This is a genomic window from Nocardia amikacinitolerans (assembly GCF_900215415.1).
GTDB classification, from domain to species: Bacteria; Actinomycetota; Actinomycetes; order Mycobacteriales; family Mycobacteriaceae; genus Nocardia; species Nocardia amikacinitolerans.
The window spans coordinates 245,284-264,682 of record NZ_OBEG01000007.1 but is presented as its reverse complement, the minus strand read 5'-3'; the positions used below and the strand labels follow the sequence as shown (position 1 = coordinate 264,682).

Here is a 19,399-nt window from a genome sequence, read left to right as displayed (position 1 = left end):
TTTCTCGTCCGTCAGTGCGCGACGGGGCAGCCGCCCGTCTTGTAGTCGACCTGGAATTCCTTGATCCCGTTCAGCCAGCCGGAGCGCAGCCGCTTCGGGTCGCCGAGCTTGGTGATGTCGGGCAGGTGGTCGGCGATGGCGTTGAAGATCAGGTCGATCTCCAGGCGGGCCAGGTTCGCGCCGATGCAGAAGTGCGCGCCGGTGCCGCCGAAGGACAGGTGCTGGTTGTCCTGGCGGGTGATGTCGAACTTCATCGGGTTCTCGAAGACGTCCTCGTCGAAGTTGGCCGAGCGGTACAGCATCACCAGCCGCTGGCCCTTCTTGATCTGCACGCCGGCGAGTTCGGTGTCCTCGAGGGCGGTGCGCTGGAAGGAGGTGATCGGGCTGGCCCACCGGATGATCTCGTCGGCGGCGGTCGCCGGGCGCTCCTTCTTGAACAGCTCCCACTGGTCGGGGTTGTCCAGGAAGGCCATCATGCCCTGGGTGATCGCGTTGCGGGTGGTCTCGTTGCCCGCGACGGCAAGCAGGATGACGAAGAAGCCGAACTCCTCCTCGCTGAGCTTGTCGCCGTCGATATCGGCCTCGATCAGCGTGGTGACGATGTCGTCGGCGGGACAGGCCTTGCGCGCGACGGCCATCTGGTAGGCGTAGCCGAGCACCTCGGCGGAGGCGGCCACCGGGTCGGCGTCGTTGTCCGGGTCGTCGTAGCCCGTCATCTGGTTCGACCAGGCGAACACCTTCATCCGGTCTTCCTGCGGCACGCCGATCAGCTCGGCGATCGCCTGCAGCGGCAGCTCGCAGGCGACCTGGGTGACGAAGTCGCCTGCCCCCGACGCGGCCGCCCGCTTGACGATGTCCTCGGCCCGCGCCGAGAGCTCGGCGCGCAGACCGTTGATGGCGCGCGGTGTGAAGCCGCGCGAGATGATCTTGCGGAGCTTGGTGTGCTCGGGTGCGTCCATGTTCAGCAGCACGATGCGCTGGAGCTCGATCTGCTCGCGGGTGATGTCGTCGTTGAAGCGCGGGATCGCGGTGTTCTCGAAGCTGGAGAACACGTCGCTGCGCCGCGAGACCTCCTTGATGTCGGCGTGCTTGCTCACCACCCAGAAGCCGTCGTCCTGGAAGCCGCCGGTTTCGGGTGACTGCGGGTTCCACCAGATCGGCGCGGTCTTGCGCAGCTCGGCGAACTCCTCGACCGGAATGCGCTCGGCGTAGATGTCCGGGTCCGTGACGTCGAACCCTTCCGGCAGATTCGGGAGGGCGTTCCGAGTCTCAACCACCAGATGTCTCCTTCGACAAACTGAAACACGTTCTACAATCAATTGCAGCACAGCCGGAAGGACTAGTAAATAAGCGCGGACCATCCGGCTGGCACACGTTTCAGTTTTGTCCCCTAGTGGAAGGTTCAAAGATGGGCACACCCGTCATCGTCGAGGCCGCTCGCACCCCGATCGGCAAGCGCGGCGGCTGGCTTTCCGGTCTGCACGCCGCCGAACTCCTCGGCCTGGCCCAGCGCGGACTGCTCGAGCGCGCCCACCTGGACCCGGCCCAGGTGGAACAGGTGATCGGCGGCTGCGTCACCCAGGCGGGCGAGCAGTCCAACAACGTCACCCGGGTCGCGTGGCTGCACGCCGGATTGCCTTGGCAGGTGGGCGCGACCACGATCGACGCGCAGTGCGGCTCGGCCCAGCAGGCCAACCACTTGGTGGCCGGCCTGATCGCCGCGGGCGCGATCGACATCGGCATGGCATGCGGCGTCGAGGCGATGAGCCGAGTTCCGTTGGGCGCCAACGTCGGCGAGCACGCGGGCCCGCGCAGGCCCGCGTCGTGGAGCATCGACATGCCCAACCAGTTCGAGGCCGCGGAGCGTATTGCCAAGCGGCGCGGCATCACTCGCGACGATGTCGACGCGTTCGGCGCGCGCTCGCAGCGGCTGGCCGGGCAGGCGTGGGCCGAGGGACGCTTCGATCGCGAGGTACTGCCGATCACCGCGCCGGTGGTGGACAAGGAAGGCAATCTCACCGGCGAGAAGCTGGACGTCACACGGGATCAGGGTCTGCGCGAGACGACCGTGGAGGGACTGGCCAAGCTGAAGCCGGTGCTGGAGGGCGGCGTTCACACCGCGGGCAGCTCGTCGCAGATCTCCGACGGCGCAGCCGCCGTGCTGCTGATGGACGAAAAGGCCGCGCAGCGAGCGGGTTTGCGGCCGCGGGCGCGGATCGTGACGCAGGCGCTCGTCGGCGCCGAGCCGGAGTTCCACCTCGACGGACCGGTACAGGCCTGCACCCGCCTGCTCGAGCGCTCCGGGATGAATATAGGCGACATCGACCTTTTCGAGATCAATGAGGCATTCGCTTCGGTCGCACTTTCTTGGGCTTCTGTACATCAGCCGGACATGGACCGGGTAAATGTCAACGGCGGCGCGATTGCGATCGGCCATCCCGTCGGGTCCACCGGATCCCGGCTCATCACAACGGCTTTGCACGAACTGGAACGCACGGGCGGCAGCACCGCGATGGTGCTCATGTGTGCCGGTGGCGCACTGGCGACAGGTACGATCATCGAGAGGTTGTAGCAACTTCAACCAATTCCACACCCCTTTGTTGAACGTTCATCCCAGAGCCGCCAAAACGTGTCGTACGCCACACAATGGCCGGTACGGCCGACTAGATGAGATGTCAGCTATCTTTTCGCTATCATTGCCGCGTCCGGGAAGAACCCCGCGACGGGCCAGAACCGGGTCGTACCGCCCTTGGACTAGAGACGTTGGCGCGACCCGCAAACGCAACCGTCTCAGTGACTTCGCCGACGGCGCACCTAGAAGCTTCAAGGAAATCCTGAATCAGGCGTAGGTTTTCAGTTACTGAGCCGCTAATATCAATGATACGTATCCGAGATAACGACTGTTAGTACAGCGAAGGGAATTGGGCGGCTCACAATGGCTGATTTCGCGGCGCGGCTGAACAAGCTGTTCGAAACCGTGCATCCCCCGGGGCGCAAGCCGCACACCAACGCGGAGGTTGCGGCTGCGCTGACGGCCTCCGGGCATCCGATCTCGAAACCGTATCTCTCGCAGTTGCGGTCGGGCCAGCGGACCAACCCGTCGGACGAAACGGTGGCTGCACTGGCCAAGTTCTTCAAGGTCAAGCCGGACTACTTCTTCAACGACATCTATGCCGCCAAGATCGATCACGATCTAGAGCTGCTGTCCCAGCTGCAGGGCTACGGACTGCGTCGGCTGTCGAGTAGGGCGTTCGATCTGTCCGAAGAATCACAGAACCTCCTCACCTCCATGGCGGAGAAGTTGCGGGCGAGCGAGGGCTTGCCCGAAATTCCTCCGGATGGAACCGAATAAGGTTCTCCCACAGCGCAGCACAGTGCGGCCATCGGTCGCACTGTGCTGCGTTGTGCGCGAGCCAGTCCGTGACCGGGCCGAGACCGTCGGCGGCGCAGACGTTACCGCCGAAGGCAATTCGGCGGCGTAGTCGCATTCCGTAGTTCGGCGGATTGCGTTCGCACCGATTCGCAATGCGCGCTGCGCAAGAACGTTTGAAAGTGCATCGCCGTACGATACTGCGGCGAGTGTGATCGCCATTGCGCAAACGCTTGCCACACAACGTCACAGGGCCGAGACAGTTCTGTCTCTTTTCGTTTGCCCCTATTTCCAGGGGCATTCCCATTCGCTCCATGGACACAGGTCCAACTTCGAGTACGCATCGCTGTCGTCACGGTGACGGATACCATCACCGCCCGGCCGTCAGCGCTGTGAGCGTTTGGGGGAGGTTCATTGTGAGATGGAACGCTCCGCGTGCGCGCCGGCTGTGGATTCGAAAGCGCGGGCGATCGCCTGCACCCAGCCGCGCGGGCTGACGCCTTCCGGTGGAGCGATCCAGCGCGCGTCGATCACTATGTCGCCCAATGGATTTCGTGCCCACTGTGCCACCCGATCGGCGCGCTCGGCGACGGCGGAGGGCGGCGCGCCCGCGGCGACCAGCTCGACACCCCCGCCCGATTGCAGGTAGAGCGCGTCCATGATCTGGGCGACCTGGTCCGAGGCCCGCAGCTGCGTGGAGGTTCCGGTCTGGTCGTGCGCCACCACCTCGGGGAACCGGCCGATCATCAGACGGTGCAGCGGCCGAATCCGGCGCAGCAGCACCCTGGCTCGCACCCACAGTTCCACCACGATCCACACGGCGCCGAAAGCTATGAGCAGAGCGGCGATTTCCCACGCGGGCCAGCCCCACGTCGGTTCACCCGCTGGCGCTCGCGGTTCGTCGGCAAGGGCGCGCTGAACATGCAGGGCCGCGAGCACGCCGACCAGCGCGGTGCCCGCGGTATAGATGGCGATGCCGCGGCCGAGCGTCGTCCAGTCCAGATTGCGCAGACCGGTGACGACGATGAAAATCGCCCCGAGCACCACGAGCACCCAGCCGACCATGTACGACAAGGCCAGCGCGACGGCCACCGCGGTGGCACCCGCCGCGTAGATCACCATGGCGATCTGGCGCAGGTTGCGCCGGGAGACCACCGGCCACGCCGCGGCGGCCACCACCGAGGTCGCGGTGACGAACGCCAGCCAAGCCGATACGACGACACCATCGGACAGCAGTCCCGAGCGCAGGCCGTGCGGGCGCAGATTGTCTATGGCGAGGGCGATCTCGGGCACCGCGACGGTCGCGCCCAACGCGACCGCGGCCACCGCGACGACGATCGCCACCCGCGCCGTCGTCGCGGGCTTCACCAGCACGCGCCCCACGCGCGCGCCCGCGGCGACCCACACCAGCATGGCCGTCAACCAGAGCGTCATCCAAGTGCCTCATCGAATCGTAGGACCGAGACGCCTGCGCCTCGACTGTTGAAGACGCGCAGCCGGGTCATCAGCATGGCGGCGAAGGTCTCGGCCTCCCACTCGGCGAGTTCGTCGGCGCCGTCGTCGACGATCTGCTGATGGGCCCGCTGGCTGAGCATGTAGGCGATCAGGTCGTCGCTCGCTTCCAACGTCACCTCGGGCGCGGGCGCACCCTCGTGATCGAAGACGATGTGGCCGAGCTCGTGTGCCAGCGTGTGATCGCGGCTGGGCAGTGCGGTCGCCAGCACGATGACATCGCGGTCGGGATAGAACCTGCGCTGGCCGCAGACGCCGGGACCCAATTGGGCGCTGGCGATTTCGATTTCCCGCTCGCGCTCGGCGGCGATCGCGGCGACCACCTCGTCCAGGGTTGTCGCGTCGAAGTCGGCGGCGACGGCGCACACCGCGTCGACCGCGGCCGCCACCCGCCGGTAGGACCGGGAGCTGCTCTGGGTCCTGCTCTCACTCATCGCTGCTCCCTCACGACCTCGGGCCGAAGAACTGGGCGCGGGCGGCGTCCACCCTGGCCTGCGCGGCGGAGGCGCTCTGGAAACTCACCGCGCCGGAACCGATTCCGGCCAGCGCGAGCGCGATGAGTCCGCCGACGACCGAGAGCATGTCCGGTTCGGGCAGTCCATCGTCGGCGCTCGTCGGACGCACGTCGTGGGTCGGCTTGGCGGGCGCCTGCGGCGCGGGAGGTGGTGGCGGGGGCGCCTGTTCGGGGAGTGCCTCGGGAGCGTGCGGCGCCGCGACTGGAATCGGCGCGAGCTGCGGGGCCGGGAGGTTGGGCGCCGGTACGGGCGGAATGACAAGGGGCACCGAGGGAACCGCGGGTGCGGGCGGCGGCGGGAGCGGGATCAGCAGGAGCAACAAGGGCGAGGCGGAACCGACCGCGGCCGAACCCACGGCGGCCGAACCGAGGCCCGCCGAACCGACACCCGCGGAACCGACACCCGCCGAACCGACTCCAGCGGAACCAACGCCCGCCGAACCCACTGCGGCGGAACCGACTCCCGCGGAACCGACGCCTGCCGAACCGATGGCCGCGGAACCTACTGCGGCCGAACCTGTCCCGAGCAGTACACCGAGACCGGCCGAACCGGTGCCGACCAAGGCACCGAGTCCGGCGGAGCCGGTACCCAGCACGGCTGCGAGTCCCGCCGATCCGGTACCGAGCACAACACCCAACCCGGCGGAACCGGCCGCGCCAGCCGAACCCAGTCCAGCAGAGCCCGCCGCACCGGCCGCACCCAATCCGGCGGAACCCGCCGCGCCAGCCGAACCCAATCCGGCAGAACCCGCCGCACCGGCCGAACCGACGCCAGCAGAGCCCGCCGCACCGGCCGCACCCAATCCGGCGGAACCCGCCGCACCTGCCGAGCCGAGCCCGGCGGAACCGGCGGCACCCGCCGAGCCGAGCCCGGCGGAACCGGTACCGACGATCGAACCCGCGCCGGACGAACCGATTTCCGCGGCGGCGGGTTCGGGTGTCATTGGGACGAGGGGCAATCCAGGCCCGGGAATACTCGGTTGCGCCGGTTCCTCGAGCGGTATGCCACCCGGTTGCGCGATCGCGGCGACGGAGCCGAACAGCGCGAAACCGGTCACAGCTCCGGCTAGAGCCAACGCACGGACAGTGCGACCAACGGCCATGCGCCAGCCTTCCCCTCTTCGTACTGCGCAGATCTGTGCCCGGTCGCAACACCTCATCCGGGACTTTTGACGGACGGGTGCCCATAGTAAACCCCCGTTCCGAACCTCGCAGGAAAAGGATCGGCGCGCACAGCGACACCCCGAGCGACTCGCGGCTCGAATCGCTCGGGTTAGCCCGAACTTCACTGGGCGGCGTCAAGGGCGGCCCAGCAAACTCGAAGAGGGAATCCGTCGACTCCGGCAAGACGGCCGGAGCGGCGGTGAAGGGATGCCAATCGACGCTGCCAAGCAGAGTCGATCGATTCGCGCACGGCAGGGACGCCGGTCCTACGCTGCCGGACCAAACCTCATCGATACTCGGCGCGGCCTAAGCGAGAGCAGCCGAACGCACGACGAGGCCGCCGGACAGAGTCCATCAGAATCGCGCACAGCCGTGCATCAGTAGCAGACAGGGTCAGCGCGACACGGAGATGCGCGGGACCGATGTTGCCGGATCAATGCCGTCGATACCCGCGCTGGGCCGAAGCGACAGCGGGCGGCCGCCCCCATCCCGGACGAGGTCATCCACACCCTCGCGCAGCGACCCGAGCGCAGCGAAACCCCTCAGGCGCCGTAGACCGGCTCCGGCGGAGCGGCTTTCGCGATGAGATCGGCGACGACGGGCCCCAGCTCGGCGGGTTCCCAACGAGCACCGCGATCCACCGCGACGCCGTGCCGCCAGCCGTCGGCGAGCGCGACCTTGCCGCCCTCCACCTCGAACATGCGGCCGGTGACGCCTGCGGACTGCGGGCTGCCGAGCCAGACGACCAGCGGCGAGATGTTCTCCGGCGCCATCGCGTCGAACCCGTCCTCCGGCTTGGCCATGGTGTCGGCGAACACGGTCTCGGTCATCCTGGTGCGCGCGGCGGGCGCGATCGCGTTGACGGTCACGCCGTAGCGGGCGAACTCGGCGGCCGCGGTGAGGGTCAGACCGGCGATGCCCGCCTTCGCGGCGCCGTAGTTGCCCTGGCCGACGCTGCCCTGGAGACCCGCGCCGGAGCTGGTGTTGACGATGCGGGCGTCGACAGGGCGGCCCGCCTTGCTCTCGCCGCGCCAGTACTCGATGGCATGGCGCATGGTGGCGAAATGGCCCTTGAGGTGGACGCGCACGACCGCGTCCCACTCGTCCTCGCTCAGGTTGACCAGCATCCGGTCGCGCACGAAACCGGCGTTGTTGACGAGCACGTCCAGGCCGCCGAAGGTGTCGACGGCCTGGCGGATCAGGTTGCGCGCGCCCTCCCAGTCCGCGACGTCGTCACCGTTGGCGACGGCCTGTCCGCCCATCGCCTCGATCTCGGCGACCACCTGCTGAGCCGGTGTCTCTGCGGTGGCCGCGCCGTCGAGCGCGGAGCCGAGGTCGTTGACCACCACGCGCGCGCCCGCGGCCGCGAAGGCCAGTGCGTGCGCACGGCCGATGCCGCGGCCCGCGCCGGTGACGATGACAGTTCGCCCGGCGCAGATCTGCTCACTCATTACCTGTTGACCTCTTTCGTTGGCGTTCGGGATCAGGCCCGCTGCTGGTCGTGCGCCGCGGTGGAGGCGGCGAGGAAGGCGGGGCGCTCGCCGCCGCCGTGCACCGGCAGCGACGCGCCGCTGACATAGGCGGCCAGCGGCGAGGCGAGGAAGGCGGCCGCGCGGCCGATGTCCTCGGGCCGGGCCATGCGGCCGAGCGGAACCGTCGCGGCGACGGCATCGACACCGTCGCGGTCGCCGTAGTGCATCTCGGTCAGCTCGGTCTCGACCAGGCCGACGACCAGCGAGTTCACCCGCACCTTGGGCGCCCACTCGACGGCGAGCGACTGCGTCAGGTTGTCGATGCCCGCCTTGGCCGCGCCGTAGGCCGCGGTGCCGGGCGAGGGCCGGTGGCCGCTGACGCTGGAGATCATCACGATCGATCCGCCGTCGTCCTGCTTCTGCATCACCGCATTCGCGGCTTGCGAAACCAGCAGCGGCGCAAGGAGGTTCAGCTCCACGATCTTGGCGTGGAAGTTCTTGCTCGCCTCGGCGGCGAGCGCGAAGGGGGCGCCGCCCGCGTTGTTCACCAGGGTGTCCAGCCGACCGTGTCGGGCGAGCACGGCGTCGATCATGCCTTGGACCGCATCGCCGTCGCGGACGTCGCAGGGCAGGTATTCGATCTCCCGGCCGTCGTGCGCGACCGGGGCGTCGGCCGGACGCCGCGCGCAGGCGATCACAGTCGCGCCCGCGGCCAGAAAGGTCTTGCTGATGCCCGCGCCGACGCCGCGCACGCCGCCGGTGACCAGAACGACGCGATCGGTCAGATCGATTTCGAGTCCCACCGTGCTAACCTACCAAGCAACTGCTTGCTTTGCCAATGCCGACATACTTCGGCACGCACCACGAGCTCAGAAACGAAGGACATGCGATGGGGATCAACCGTCACTCCGAATCAACCGGCATCACCGTGGTCACTGTCGACTACCCGCCGGTCAACGCCATCCCGACCGACGGCTGGTTCGCCATCGCCGACGCGGTGCGCGCGGCGGGGCGCGACCCCGAGACCAAGGTCGTGGTGCTGCGGGCGGAGAACCGCGGCTTCAACGCGGGCGTCGACATCAAGGAGATCCAGAGCAAGCCGGGCCACCAGGCGCTGATCGACGCCAATCACGGCTGCTTCGAGGCGTTCGCCGCGGTGTACGACTGCCCGGTGCCGGTCATCGCGGTGGTGCAGGGCTTCTGCCTCGGCGGCGGCATCGGGTTGGTCGGCAACGCCGATGTCGTCGTCGCCTCCGACGACGCCACCTTCGGCCTGCCCGAGGTCGACCGCGGCGCGCTCGGCGCGGCCACCCACCTGTCGCGGCTGGTCCCCCAGCATCTGATGCGCGCGCTGTTCTACACCGCGAGCACCATCACCGCCCAGCAGCTCCAGCACTACGGCTCGGTGTACCAGGTGGTGCCGCGCGCCGAACTCGACGCCGCCGCAATGGAAGTCGCCAAGAACATCGCGGCAAAGGACGGCCGGGTTATCCGGGCCGCCAAGCGCGCGCTCAACGGCATCGACGTGCAGGACGTGCACCGCAGCTACCGCTACGAGCAGGGCTTCACCTTCGAGCTGAACCTCGCGGGCGTCGCCGACGAGATCCGCGCCAGGTTCGACGACGACCTCGCGGCGCGCAAGGCCGACAAGTAGCCCGCCCACCGGATACAGGAGAACACATGCGGGACAAGCGAATGTCGCTCGACGACGTGGTCGGCGAGCTGCGCAGCGGAATGACCATCGGCATCGGCGGCTGGGGTTCCCGGCGCAAGCCGATGGCGCTGGTGCGGGCCATCCTGCGCTCGGATATCACCGATTTGACGGTGGTCAGCTACGGCGGGCCGGATCTGGGTCTGCTGTGCTCGGCGGGCAAGGTGCGCAAGGCCTATTACGGCTTCGTGTCGCTGGATTCGGCGCCGTTCTACGATCCATGGTTCGCCAAGGCGCGCACCTCCGGCGAGCTGATCGCCCGGGAGATGGACGAGGGCATGGTCAAGTGCGGTTTGCAGGCCGCGGCGGCGCGGCTGCCGTTCCTGCCGATCCGCGCCGGGCTCGGTTCCGCGGTCGTGGATTTCTGGGAGGGTGAGCTGAAGACCGTCGCCTCCCCCTACCCCGCCGCCGACGGCCGGACCGAAACGCTCGTGGCGATGCCCGCGCTGAATCTCGATGCGGCACTTGTGCATCTGGATCTCGGAGACAAGCACGGCAACGCCGCCTACACCGGCGTCGACCCCTACTTCGATGATCTGTACTGCCTGTCCGCCGAGCGCCGCTACCTGTCGGTGGATCGCGTGGTGGAGACCGAGGAATTGGTGAAAGCCGTTCCACAGCAGGCGATCATCCTCAACCGCATGATGGTGGACGGTGTGGTCGAGGCGCCCGGCGGCGCGCACTTCACCTTCTCCGGCAGCTACGGCCGGGACGAGAAATTCCAGCGCCACTACGTGGACGCTGCCAAGACGCCCGAGTCGTGGGCCGAGTTCAAGGCCACCTACCTGGACGTCTCCGAGGACGAATACCAGGCGGCCGTCCGCGCTTTCGCCACGCAGGAGGGCTGATTCGATGACCGAGACCACCACAAGCACCCGCGCCGAAGTCTGCGTCGTCGCGTGCGCGGAGATCTTCCGCGGCGCGGGCGAGATCATGGCCAGCCCGATGTCGCCGGTCACCACGATCGGCGCGCGCCTGGCCCGCCTGACCTTCGAACCGGACCTGCTGCTCTCCGACGGCGAGGCGCTGTACCTGGCCGAGACGCCCGCCCTCGGCGCGAAAGCGCCTATCGAGGGCTGGATTCCGTTCTCCAAGGTCTTCGACGTCGTCGCCTCGGGTCGGCGGCACGTCGTCATGGGCGCCAACCAGATCGACAAGTTCGGCAACCAGAACCTGTCCGCCTTCGGCCCGTTGCAACGGCCGACCAGGCAGATGTTCGGCGTGCGCGGCGCGCCTGGCAACACCATCAACCACGCCACCAGCTACTGGGTGCCCAAGCACAACAAGCGGGTGTTCTGCGAGCAGGTCGACATCGTCTCCGGAATCGGTTACGACAAAGTCGATCCGGGTAATCCGGCGTTCCGCTTCCACCACCTGCATCGGGTCGTGAGCAACCTGGGCGTCTTCGATTTCGGTGGTCCCGACAACACGATGCGGGCACTCTCGCTGCACCCTGGCGTCGGCGCCGACGAGGTCGCGGAGAACACCGCGTTCGAGATCGCTGGGCTCGGCGAGGCGGGCGAGACCCGGCTGCCGACCGAGGAAGAGCTGCGGATCATCCGAACCGTGCTGGATCCCAAGGGTATTCGCGACAAGGAGGTCGCCTGATGACCGCGCGCCTGCACACCCCGCTGACCGAGCTGGTCGGCATCGAGCATCCCGTCGTGCAGACCGGCATGGGTTGGGTGGCTGGTCCGAGCCTGGTCTCGGCCACCGCCAACGCGGGCGGCCTCGGCATTCTCGCCTCGGCGACCATGACCTTCGAGGAGCTGGAAGCGGCGATCGCGAAGACCAAGACACAGACCGACAAACCGTTCGGCGTGAACATCCGCGCCGACGCCAGCGACGCCAACGAGCGCATCGACCTGCTGATCCGGGAGAAGGTGAAGGTCGCGTCGTTCGCCCTCGCGCCCAAGCAGGACCTGATCGCGAAGCTGAAAGATGCCGGCGTCGTGGTGATTCCGTCGATCGGCGCGGCCAAGCACGCGGTGAAGGTGGCCTCCTGGGGCGCCGACGCCGTCATCGTGCAGGGCGGCGAAGGCGGCGGGCACACCGGCCCCGTGGCGACCACCCTGCTGCTGCCCTCGGTGCTCGACGCCGTCGACATCCCGGTCGTCGCGGCGGGTGGCTTCTTCGACGGACGTGGGTTGGCCGCCGCCCTCGCCTACGGCGCGGCGGGCGTCGCGATGGGCACCCGCTTCCTGCTGACCCAGGAGAGCTCGGTCCCCGAGGCGGTGAAGCAGGAGTACCTGCGCAGGCAACTGCAGGACACCGTGGTCTCACTGAAAGTCGACGGCATGCCGCACCGCGTACTGAACACGGAACTGGTTCAAAAGCTGGAGAATTCGGGCCGCTGGCGCGGACTCGCCGCAGCGGTGTCGAACGCCGCGCGGTTCAAGAGCATGACCGGCATGAAGTGGTCGACCATGGTCCGTGACGGGCTCACCATGCGAAAGACCAAGGACCTCAGCTGGTCTCAGGTCGTCATGGCCGCCAACACTCCAATGCTGTTGCGCGCCGGGCTCGTCGAGGGCAATACGCAGGCGGGTGTGCTGGCGGCGGGTCAGGTCACCGGCATCATCGAAGACCTGCCGACCTGCAAGGAGCTGATCGAGCGGGTGGTCACCGACGCGGTCGCGCGGATCGAAGAGATGTCATCCCTCGCCGGCCAGACAACTGCCCACTGATTCCCGATCGCCGACGACAAGGCTGCTCGACCCCACCGGACCGAGCAGCCTGTCAACCCCCTGACCACCATTTCTCTCCCGTCGATAGAGAAATGGTTTCGACGGTAGTCATATGGTTGCTGTTCGATCTTGAAACGCCACCATATGACTACCGTCGATTGACGAGCCTCGTCAGGAACTTCAGCGCGGCCGGAGGTGAGAATCACGGCGCGGTGAAACTGGCTCGTCGTTATCCACAGCTCATTGCCGGAGCACGCACGGTGACGGACGGGTGCGCACTACGAAACCGCGCCGGGCGAATGACATTCACCCGGCGCGGATCGCGATCGGCCCCTACAGGCGCTCGATGATGGTCGCGTTGGCGGTGCCGCCGCCCTCGCAGATGGTCAGGAGACCGTAGCGGCCGTTGCGGCGCTCGAGCTCGTTGAGGAGGGTTGCGAAGAGCTTGGCTCCGGTGGCGCCGAGGGGGTGGCCGAGGGCGATGGCGCCGCCGTTGACGTTGACCTTTTCGGGGTCGGCGCCGGTTTCCTTCAGCCAGGCGAGCACCACGGGGGCGAAGGCCTCGTTGATCTCGACCACGTCGATGTCGTCGATGGTGAGGCCGGTCTTCTCCAGCGCCCACTTGGTGGCCGGGATGGGGGCGGTGAGCATGAAGATCGGGTCGGCGCCGCGGGCGCTGACGTGGTGGATGCGGGCGCGCGGCTTCAGGCCGTACTCCTGCACCGCCCATTCCGAGGCGAGCAGGGTAGCGCTCGCGCCGTCGGAGATCTGGCTGGCCACGGCGGCGGTCAGCGGACTGCCCTCGGCGAGGGCGGGCAGCGACGCCATCTTCTCCAACGAGGTCTCGCGCGGGCCCTGGTCGATCCAGAAGTCGCCGACGGGGACGATCTCGTTGTCGAACTTGCCTTCCTTGATGGCCTGGCGGGCGCGCTCGTGGCTGCGCAGCGCCCACTGCTCCATGTCCTGGCGGGTGATGCCCCACTTCTCGGCGATCAGCTGCGCGCCGCGGAACTGCGAGACCTCGTCGGTGCCGTAGCGGTGGTCCCAGCCCTGCGCGCCGACGAACGGCGACTCGAAGCCGTACTCCTTGCCCGCGAGCATGGCGGCCGAGATCGGGATGGCGCTCATGTTCTGCACTCCGCCGGCGACGATCACCTCGGCGGTGCCGCTCATGATGGCCTGCGCGCCGAAATTGATGGCCTGCTGGGAAGATCCGCACTGCCGGTCGACGGTGACGCCGGGGACTTCCTCCGGGTAGCCCGCGGTCAGCCACATGGTGCGGCCGATGTTGCCCGCCTGCGGGCCGACGTTGTCGACGCAGCCGACGATCACGTCGTCGACGTTGATCGGGTCGATCGGGTTGCGGTCGAGCAGACCTTTCAGCGCGGCCGCACCCAGATCGGCCGGGTGCACACCGGCCAGCGCACCGTTGCGCTTGCCGACCGGGGTGCGCACCGCGTCGATCACGTAGGCATCCCGCAGCGGGGTGTACGGACGGCGGGCGGAAGGTGCAGACATGGGAACTCCTAGTCGGTCCGCGAGACGGTGAGACCGTCGAGCACGATGGTGAGGTACTGCTTGGCGAGGTTTTCGACGGTGATGGCGCCGCCCGGCTGGTACCAGCGCACGGCGACCCATACGGTGTCGCGCAGGAAGCGGTAGGCGAGTTCGACGTCGAGTTCGGGGCGGAAGCTGCCGTCCTTGACACCGTTGGTCAGCACCTGGTGCCAGAGCTCGCGGAACTCGCGGTTGTACTCCTCGATGTAGGCGAATCGCTCGCTGTCTTTCAGCCGCTTGGCCTCGGCCTGATAGATCGCGACCGCCGCGTGGAAGCGGTCGAACGACTCGTAGGACGCGATCACCAAGGCTTCCAAGGTGTCTCGCGAGCTGAGGCCGGAGCCGACGATCTCGCGGTAGCGGCCGAACAGGTCGTCGAGGAAGCCGCGCAGAATCTCGTCCACCATCGACTCCTTGGAATCGAAGTGGTGGTAGAGGCTGCCCGATAAGATTCCGGCCGCGTCGGCGATATCGCGCACCGTGGTCGCGCGCAAGCCGCGCTCGGCGAACAGTTCGGCCGCCAGCGCGAGCAGTTCGTTGCGTCGTGCTGATTTCGAGGCGTCAGGTGCGGTCACGAGGGTCATAATACAACCAAGCGTTTGCTTGGTGCTAGGTGCGTCGTCGGCGTCGGATGAGGGGGCCTTCGGGATACCGGCACCCGAGAGGGTCAGCCAAACAGTGCTCGTCGACGCGACGATCTGGCTGACGGTGCGGGGCCCATCTCCTGACTGCTCTACTATCAGCGGCTCTCGATCCGAACGACCGCAAAGCCACCCCACCATCTCGGCTTCCTCACCTGCGCCGCCACAGGTAGTACGACCTGCCACAGAACTCGCGAAGGCCGGGAAGACAGCGACGTGAGACACAGTCTTAGTTGGCCAGCGCTCCAGGGAGATGGCTCAGAACAGCTGAGAAGTCAATGATGGGAGCGGCGAGGCGTGTCTGCCCAGGGGTCGCCATACTTTTCGTACGGGCTTCCGAGCTCGGCCAGTCGCCGCTCACCCTCCTCGAGGAGATCTGCGCGGAACACCTCCGTCGAGCCGATCTCGCTGTCCGGTATATCTAGATATCCGCGAATGCCGTTGTAGCCGTGTGCTACTCGATGGATTGCTTCGTCGATCGAGACGTCCCAGGGCTCCCATCCGCGCCCGCCACCGGGGAATGATCCGAATCGGATGTATCCCTTGGCCCCGAGTTCGCGGATCACGTCGAGAACAACGCCGCGGGAATAAGTTTCCGGGGTAATCCTCGCCACCATTCCGTCGAAGGTCGCAACCGCAGCCCAGTCGTCCGACAGCTCATACAATAGGAAGTGCTCAAGTTTCTCGTCCATTATTTCGGTAGGTGCACTTTCACTGGTACGGGATTTCCGGGATATCTGATGTCGAGAGTAACGCCACCAGACTTACTTCCATCTCTGAACCTCATCTCCGTACCATCGGGGAGTCGACCGCCCTTACCATCGCCAAAAGAAGTCCGCCCACGACCGAGTTACGATCGGTGACTACCCTCGACCAGACTGCACCGAGGCCGACACCATGCGAAGATCGGGCTGCATCCTCTGCTTGACCCGGAGAAGAAGTAGCTCTGCTTGCACGAGCTTTGGCGAGAATCTCCGAGCGGACGAACTCGTCGACAGAAGTTTGACAAACCGGTCGGAGCCAGACAGGGTGGTTGCGTCCGTCCGCCCATCCGTGGCGGCGGCCAACTCGAATGGGGGGTTGACTTTTGATTCAGGAGACAACGATGCTGCCCGCAGCACCGGCTAGCGGTTGCCGTGAGGTGAAGTGATGACAGGCGTGTTCTACAACCACTACGACGACCCACATTGGGACTGGGACGACGCGCTCGCGAGGCTGACCCCACACGTCAATTCCGACAGGCGCACGCAGTGATTACGATTGCGGGGCGCCCGGTCAGCGCGGTGGCAGGAATAATTGCAATAGCCCTGTTGTCGGCCTGTGGACCAAATGCCGAAACCAGCCCTGCGATAACAGATTCAAGCCATGATCTTCGCGAGCAATGCGATCGAACGCTCGGTTTCTTTTCGAACGATCTCGGAATATCCTCTGTGCAAATCGAATATGGGTCCGAGAAGCCCGATGAGAAAATCGCCCGGGGCGCTGCATGTACCATTACGCAGGATTCCCTGGTAGGAGTGGGCCAAACACGACTACGGGCGATGCTGCCGAGTGAGTCGGACCCAGCCTTGCTCAAAGATGACCCGGACTACATTCCCCAATCCGGATACGACGAGAAAGTATGGGTAAAGAAGGCCGATGATGCCGTGCGCATCGCCACCAAAGTTGACGGTTGGCAGGGTACGCTCACCATAAACACGGCTTTAATCAAGACTAAAGCCGGTGAATCGAAGTTCAAGGTATCCGACCAGCAGATCCGAACCGCATCGCAGTTCCTGATCACTTTGACTCGAGAGCTCGGGTCGCAGGGCTGAGCCGAGGCGACGTGGATTCCACTGGACGACCACCTGAAAGTGCTGCGGCACAGTGATGTTCCGGTGCTGGAGCCAGGAAGTAACTACCGCAACGAGTAGCGGATCGGGGAGGACACGGAGAGGTCGGCGAGGAGGCGGTCGCAGATGATGACCGGGGAGATGCCTGCGCGGGCCATGCGGGCGACGAGGGCCAATCTTCGTTCGGGCGTGTCCCATTCGACGGTGAGGGGTCCGCGGCCGGGGCCCGCGTCGACGGTCGCCATCACGCGGGGCGGGCCGTAGGGGACGGGTTCTTCGATGAGTTTCAGGACCATGCCGCGCTGCCAGGCGTGGTAGGCGTCCATGTCGGCGCCCACGACCAGTTTGTCGGTGGCGGCGCACAGGCCCTGTGCGATTTCGTCGGCGACGGCACCGCGGTCGAAGTGGTGTCTGCGGCAGCGGCGCAGCACCTCGATGAGGTCGGCGCGGACCTCGCGCAGCAGGGCGGTCTGGCGTTGTCGCCGTCGATCCTGCTCGGAAGGAACACCGGCGGGAGCCTTCAAGCCGATCCGCCGGGCGCGGGCGTTGTCGCGCCTCATGTCGGCGCGCAGCGCGGCCCGCGGGTCACGTTCGACTTCGTTCTCGTCGACCGCGTACAGCTCGAGAATCTGGGCGGCGCGGCAGGCTGTCGCCCGCGCGGATTCGTGGTTCATCAGTTCGGCGCCGAGTGTCAAGGCGGCTAGCACCATGCTGTCGAGACGACGTCTGGCCAGCACGACCTCGCGTACGACGTCGAGTTCCAGTTGTTCGCGGGCAGGTGGGCGATCCAGGCCCATAGCCAACGCCCCTTACGAAATTGCGGGATCCGTCCATCCCCAGCATGGCACACCCCGGCCGCCCGCGCGCCACCCTTTTTCACCTGATCGGGCGCCCGTTTCCCAGGAAGGAAGCGGACGCCCGAAGGCGATCTCAATCGGGCGCGTCAGGCCCGCTGACTGCTCACCGAAACCACCTCGCCGGTGAGGTAGCTGGTGTAGTCGCTGGCCAGCATGGCGATGGTCGCGGCGACCTCCCACGGCTCGGCCGCGCGGCCGAAGGCCTCCCGTTCGGAGAGCTGATCGAGCAGTTCCGTCGAGCTGACCTTGTCGAGGAAGGCGTGCCTGGCGATGCTCGGCGCGACCGCGTTGATCCGCACGCCGAGCTCGGCGGCCTCGATCGCGCTGCACCTGGTCAGCGCCATGACGCCCGCCTTGGCGGCCGCGTAGTGCGCCTGACCGTACTGCGCGCGCCAGCCGAGGACGCTCGCGTTGTTCACGATGACGCCGCCGTGGCCGGCCGAACGGAAGTAGGACAGCGCGGCGCGGGTGCAGCGGAAGGTGCCGTTGAGCGTGATGTCGAGGACGCGGTCCCACTGCTCGTCGGTCATGTCCACGACCGGCGTCTCACCGCCGAGGCCCGCGTTGTTGACCATGATGTCGATGCGGCCGAGCGCTTCGGCCGCGCCGCGGACCAGCGCGTCCACCTGCTCGGTGCTCTGCACGTCACAGGCGATCGCGGCGACCCTGCGCTCGGGGAACTCACCCTTCAGCTCGACCTCGGTCTCGGCGAGCCGACGCTCGTGCCAGTCGGAGACCACCACGTCGGCACCCTCGGCGAGCAGCCTGCGCGCGGTCGCCGAGCCGATGCCGGTCCCCGCGGCGGCGGTGACCACGGCGACGCGTCCGGTCAGCAGGCCGTGCCCGGCGACGGGCTCGGGGGCGACCGAAAGGGGCCGCGCGGTCACGGCCGTGCCTCGCGCGGCAGACCGAGCACGCGCTCGGAGATGATGTTGCGCTGCACTTCGTTCGAACCTCCGTAGATGGTGTCGGCGCGGGTGAACAGATACAGCCGCTGCCATTCGTTGAGATCGTCGTCCTCGTCGGCCACCAGGCCGCGCGCGCCGAGCACGGCCATGGCCAGCTCGCCGAGGCCGCGGTGCCAATTGGCCCAGAGCAGTTTCGCCACCGACGCCTGTCCGCCGTCGTCCACGCCGGTGCCTTCCATGGTGCGCAGCGCGTGCGCGCGCAACACTCGCAGACCCACCCATGCCCGGTCGATCCGGTCGGCGATGAGCGGGTCGTCGGCCGCGCCGATGCGGCGGGCCAGCGCTTCGATATCGGCTAGTTCACGCGCGAAGCGGATCTGCTGGCCGAGGGTGGAGATGCCGCGTTCGAAGGTCAGCGTGCCCATCGCGATGCGCCAGCCGTCGCCCGGCGCGCCGACGACCAGGTCGGCGGCGGTGCGGGCGTTGTCGAAGAAGACTTCGTTGAATTCCGACGTCCCGGTGAGCTGGATGATCGGACGCACCTCGATGCCCGGTTGCTTCATGGGAACCAGCAGGTAGGACAGGCCCTTGTGGCGGGAAGAGCCCTTCTCGGTGCGGGCGACGACGAAGCACCAGTCGGCCACGTGCGCCAGCGACGTCCAGATCTTCTGGCCGTTGATGGACCACTCGTCGCCGTCGAGGTGCGCGGCCGTGCTGATGGCAGCGAGGTCCGAACCCGCGCCCGGTTCCGAGTAGCCCTGGCACCACAGTTCGCTGACATTGCGGATGCCGGGCAGGAAGCGGTCCTTCTGCGCCTGGGTGCCGAAGGCGAGCACGGTCGGGCCGAGCAGCTCCTCCCCCACGTGCGAGACCCGCGCGGGCGCGTTGGCCTTGGCGTACTCCTCGTGGAAGATCACCTGCTGGCGCACGGTGGCCTCGCGACCGCCGTACTCCTTGGGCCACCCGAGGCAGGTCCACCCGGACGCGGCCAAGTGCCGGTCCCAGGCCAGGCGCTCGTCGAACGCCTCGTGTTCGCGGCCTGGACCGCCTAGTCCGCGCAGTTCGCGGAATTCTCCGTTGAGATTCTCGGCCAGCCATTCCCGCACTTCGGCGGAAAACCGCGCGTCCTGCGCGGCAGTGTCGGAATCTGAGGTCTGGATCGCAACCACGCCGG

The 19,399-nt window shown here is 67.1% G+C and carries 19 protein-coding genes; 7 read left to right on the top strand and 12 right to left on the bottom strand.

Annotated elements, in window-relative coordinates; genetic code table 11:
* Positions 1–11: 11 nt before the first annotated feature.
* The gene (locus tag CRP45_RS28715; protein ID WP_097247817.1) at positions 12–1,277 is read right to left on the bottom strand and encodes a cytochrome P450; all 1,266 of its coding nucleotides are present in this window, start codon (positions 1,275–1,277) and stop codon (positions 12–14) included.
* A 131-nt stretch (positions 1,278–1,408) separates the two neighbouring features.
* On the opposite strand from CRP45_RS28715, the gene CRP45_RS28710 reads away from it, so the two are divergent.
* Positions 1,409–2,572, top strand: coding sequence for a steroid 3-ketoacyl-CoA thiolase (locus tag CRP45_RS28710; protein WP_097247816.1), 1,164 nt, complete (start codon positions 1,409–1,411; stop codon positions 2,570–2,572).
* Positions 2,573–2,935: 363 nt separating this feature from the next.
* Positions 2,936–3,352, top strand: a complete 417-nt coding sequence (locus CRP45_RS28705; protein ID WP_011207048.1) for a helix-turn-helix domain-containing protein — start codon at positions 2,936–2,938, stop codon at positions 3,350–3,352.
* A 429-nt stretch (positions 3,353–3,781) separates the two neighbouring features.
* Here the strand turns inward: CRP45_RS28705 and CRP45_RS28700 are convergent, their stop codons facing one another.
* The 5 genes from CRP45_RS28700 to CRP45_RS28680 all read right to left on the bottom strand — a co-directional run bounded on the left by CRP45_RS28700 (position 3,782) and on the right by CRP45_RS28680 (position 8,835).
* Positions 3,782–4,804 (bottom strand): hypothetical protein, encoded by a 1,023-nt coding sequence (locus CRP45_RS28700; protein WP_097247815.1) that lies wholly within the window; start codon positions 4,802–4,804, stop codon positions 3,782–3,784.
* On the bottom strand, positions 4,801–5,316 hold the full coding sequence (locus tag CRP45_RS28695) for an ImmA/IrrE family metallo-endopeptidase (protein ID WP_067792627.1): 516 nt from the start codon (positions 5,314–5,316) through the stop codon (positions 4,801–4,803). Before CRP45_RS28695 ends, CRP45_RS28700 begins: the two co-directional genes overlap by 4 nt.
* Positions 5,317–5,326: 10 nt before the next feature.
* Positions 5,327–6,340 carry a hypothetical protein gene (locus CRP45_RS28690; protein ID WP_143861567.1) on the bottom strand — a complete coding sequence of 338 codons (1,014 nt, stop codon included), beginning with the start codon at positions 6,338–6,340 and terminating at the stop codon, positions 5,327–5,329.
* Positions 6,341–7,102: 762 nt separating this feature from the next.
* Positions 7,103–8,011 carry an SDR family oxidoreductase gene (locus CRP45_RS28685; RefSeq protein WP_097247813.1) on the bottom strand — a complete coding sequence of 303 codons (909 nt, stop codon included), beginning with the start codon at positions 8,009–8,011 and terminating at the stop codon, positions 7,103–7,105.
* Positions 8,012–8,043: 32 nt separating this feature from the next.
* Positions 8,044–8,835 carry an SDR family oxidoreductase gene (locus CRP45_RS28680; RefSeq protein WP_097247812.1) on the bottom strand — a complete coding sequence of 264 codons (792 nt, stop codon included), beginning with the start codon at positions 8,833–8,835 and terminating at the stop codon, positions 8,044–8,046.
* An 86-nt stretch (positions 8,836–8,921) separates the two neighbouring features.
* On the opposite strand from CRP45_RS28680, the gene CRP45_RS28675 reads away from it, so the two are divergent.
* From CRP45_RS28675 to CRP45_RS28660, 4 genes are read left to right on the top strand one after another with little or no spacing between them, the layout of a single operon-like run.
* Positions 8,922–9,686 (top strand): enoyl-CoA hydratase family protein, encoded by a 765-nt coding sequence (locus CRP45_RS28675; protein WP_067792642.1) that lies wholly within the window; start codon positions 8,922–8,924, stop codon positions 9,684–9,686.
* Positions 9,687–9,712: 26 nt separating this feature from the next.
* The gene (locus CRP45_RS28670) at positions 9,713–10,591 is read left to right on the top strand and encodes a CoA transferase subunit A (RefSeq protein WP_067792644.1); all 879 of its coding nucleotides are present in this window, start codon (positions 9,713–9,715) and stop codon (positions 10,589–10,591) included.
* Between the two features lie 4 nt (positions 10,592–10,595).
* Complete coding sequence (locus tag CRP45_RS28665) at positions 10,596–11,351, top strand: CoA-transferase subunit beta (RefSeq protein ID WP_067792646.1); 756 nt, start codon at positions 10,596–10,598, stop codon at positions 11,349–11,351.
* Positions 11,351–12,430 carry an NAD(P)H-dependent flavin oxidoreductase gene (locus CRP45_RS28660; RefSeq protein ID WP_097247811.1) on the top strand — a complete coding sequence of 360 codons (1,080 nt, stop codon included), beginning with the start codon at positions 11,351–11,353 and terminating at the stop codon, positions 12,428–12,430. Before CRP45_RS28665 ends, CRP45_RS28660 begins: the two co-directional genes overlap by 1 nt.
* A 333-nt stretch (positions 12,431–12,763) precedes the next feature.
* On the opposite strand, the gene CRP45_RS28655 is transcribed toward CRP45_RS28660, so the two are convergent.
* The 3 genes from CRP45_RS28655 to CRP45_RS28645 all read right to left on the bottom strand — a co-directional run bounded on the left by CRP45_RS28655 (position 12,764) and on the right by CRP45_RS28645 (position 15,320).
* Complete coding sequence (locus CRP45_RS28655) at positions 12,764–13,948, bottom strand: acetyl-CoA C-acetyltransferase (RefSeq protein WP_425436983.1); 1,185 nt, start codon at positions 13,946–13,948, stop codon at positions 12,764–12,766.
* Between the two features lie 8 nt (positions 13,949–13,956).
* On the bottom strand, positions 13,957–14,571 hold the full coding sequence (locus CRP45_RS28650; protein WP_143861566.1) for a TetR/AcrR family transcriptional regulator: 615 nt from the start codon (positions 14,569–14,571) through the stop codon (positions 13,957–13,959).
* 332 nt (positions 14,572–14,903) lie between these two features.
* Positions 14,904–15,320: a hypothetical protein gene (locus CRP45_RS28645; RefSeq protein ID WP_245910532.1), complete on the bottom strand. Its 417-nt coding sequence runs from the start codon at positions 15,318–15,320 to the stop codon at positions 14,904–14,906.
* A gap of 558 nt (positions 15,321–15,878) precedes the next feature.
* Between CRP45_RS28645 and CRP45_RS28640 the strand changes: the two genes are divergently transcribed.
* Positions 15,879–16,442 carry a hypothetical protein gene (locus CRP45_RS28640; RefSeq protein WP_143861565.1) on the top strand — a complete coding sequence of 188 codons (564 nt, stop codon included), beginning with the start codon at positions 15,879–15,881 and terminating at the stop codon, positions 16,440–16,442.
* An 83-nt stretch (positions 16,443–16,525) separates the two neighbouring features.
* Here the strand turns inward: CRP45_RS28640 and CRP45_RS28635 are convergent, their stop codons facing one another.
* The 3 genes from CRP45_RS28635 to CRP45_RS28625 all read right to left on the bottom strand — a co-directional run bounded on the left by CRP45_RS28635 (position 16,526) and on the right by CRP45_RS28625 (position 19,394).
* Positions 16,526–17,257 (bottom strand): hypothetical protein, encoded by a 732-nt coding sequence (locus CRP45_RS28635; RefSeq protein WP_067792345.1) that lies wholly within the window; start codon positions 17,255–17,257, stop codon positions 16,526–16,528.
* A gap of 146 nt (positions 17,258–17,403) precedes the next feature.
* Positions 17,404–18,204: an SDR family oxidoreductase gene (locus tag CRP45_RS28630; RefSeq protein ID WP_097247808.1), complete on the bottom strand. Its 801-nt coding sequence runs from the start codon at positions 18,202–18,204 to the stop codon at positions 17,404–17,406.
* Positions 18,201–19,394 carry an acyl-CoA dehydrogenase family protein gene (locus CRP45_RS28625; RefSeq protein WP_097247807.1) on the bottom strand — a complete coding sequence of 398 codons (1,194 nt, stop codon included), beginning with the start codon at positions 19,392–19,394 and terminating at the stop codon, positions 18,201–18,203. The genes CRP45_RS28630 and CRP45_RS28625 overlap by 4 nt, the downstream gene beginning before the upstream one ends.
* Between the last annotated feature and the right edge of the window lie 5 nt (positions 19,395–19,399).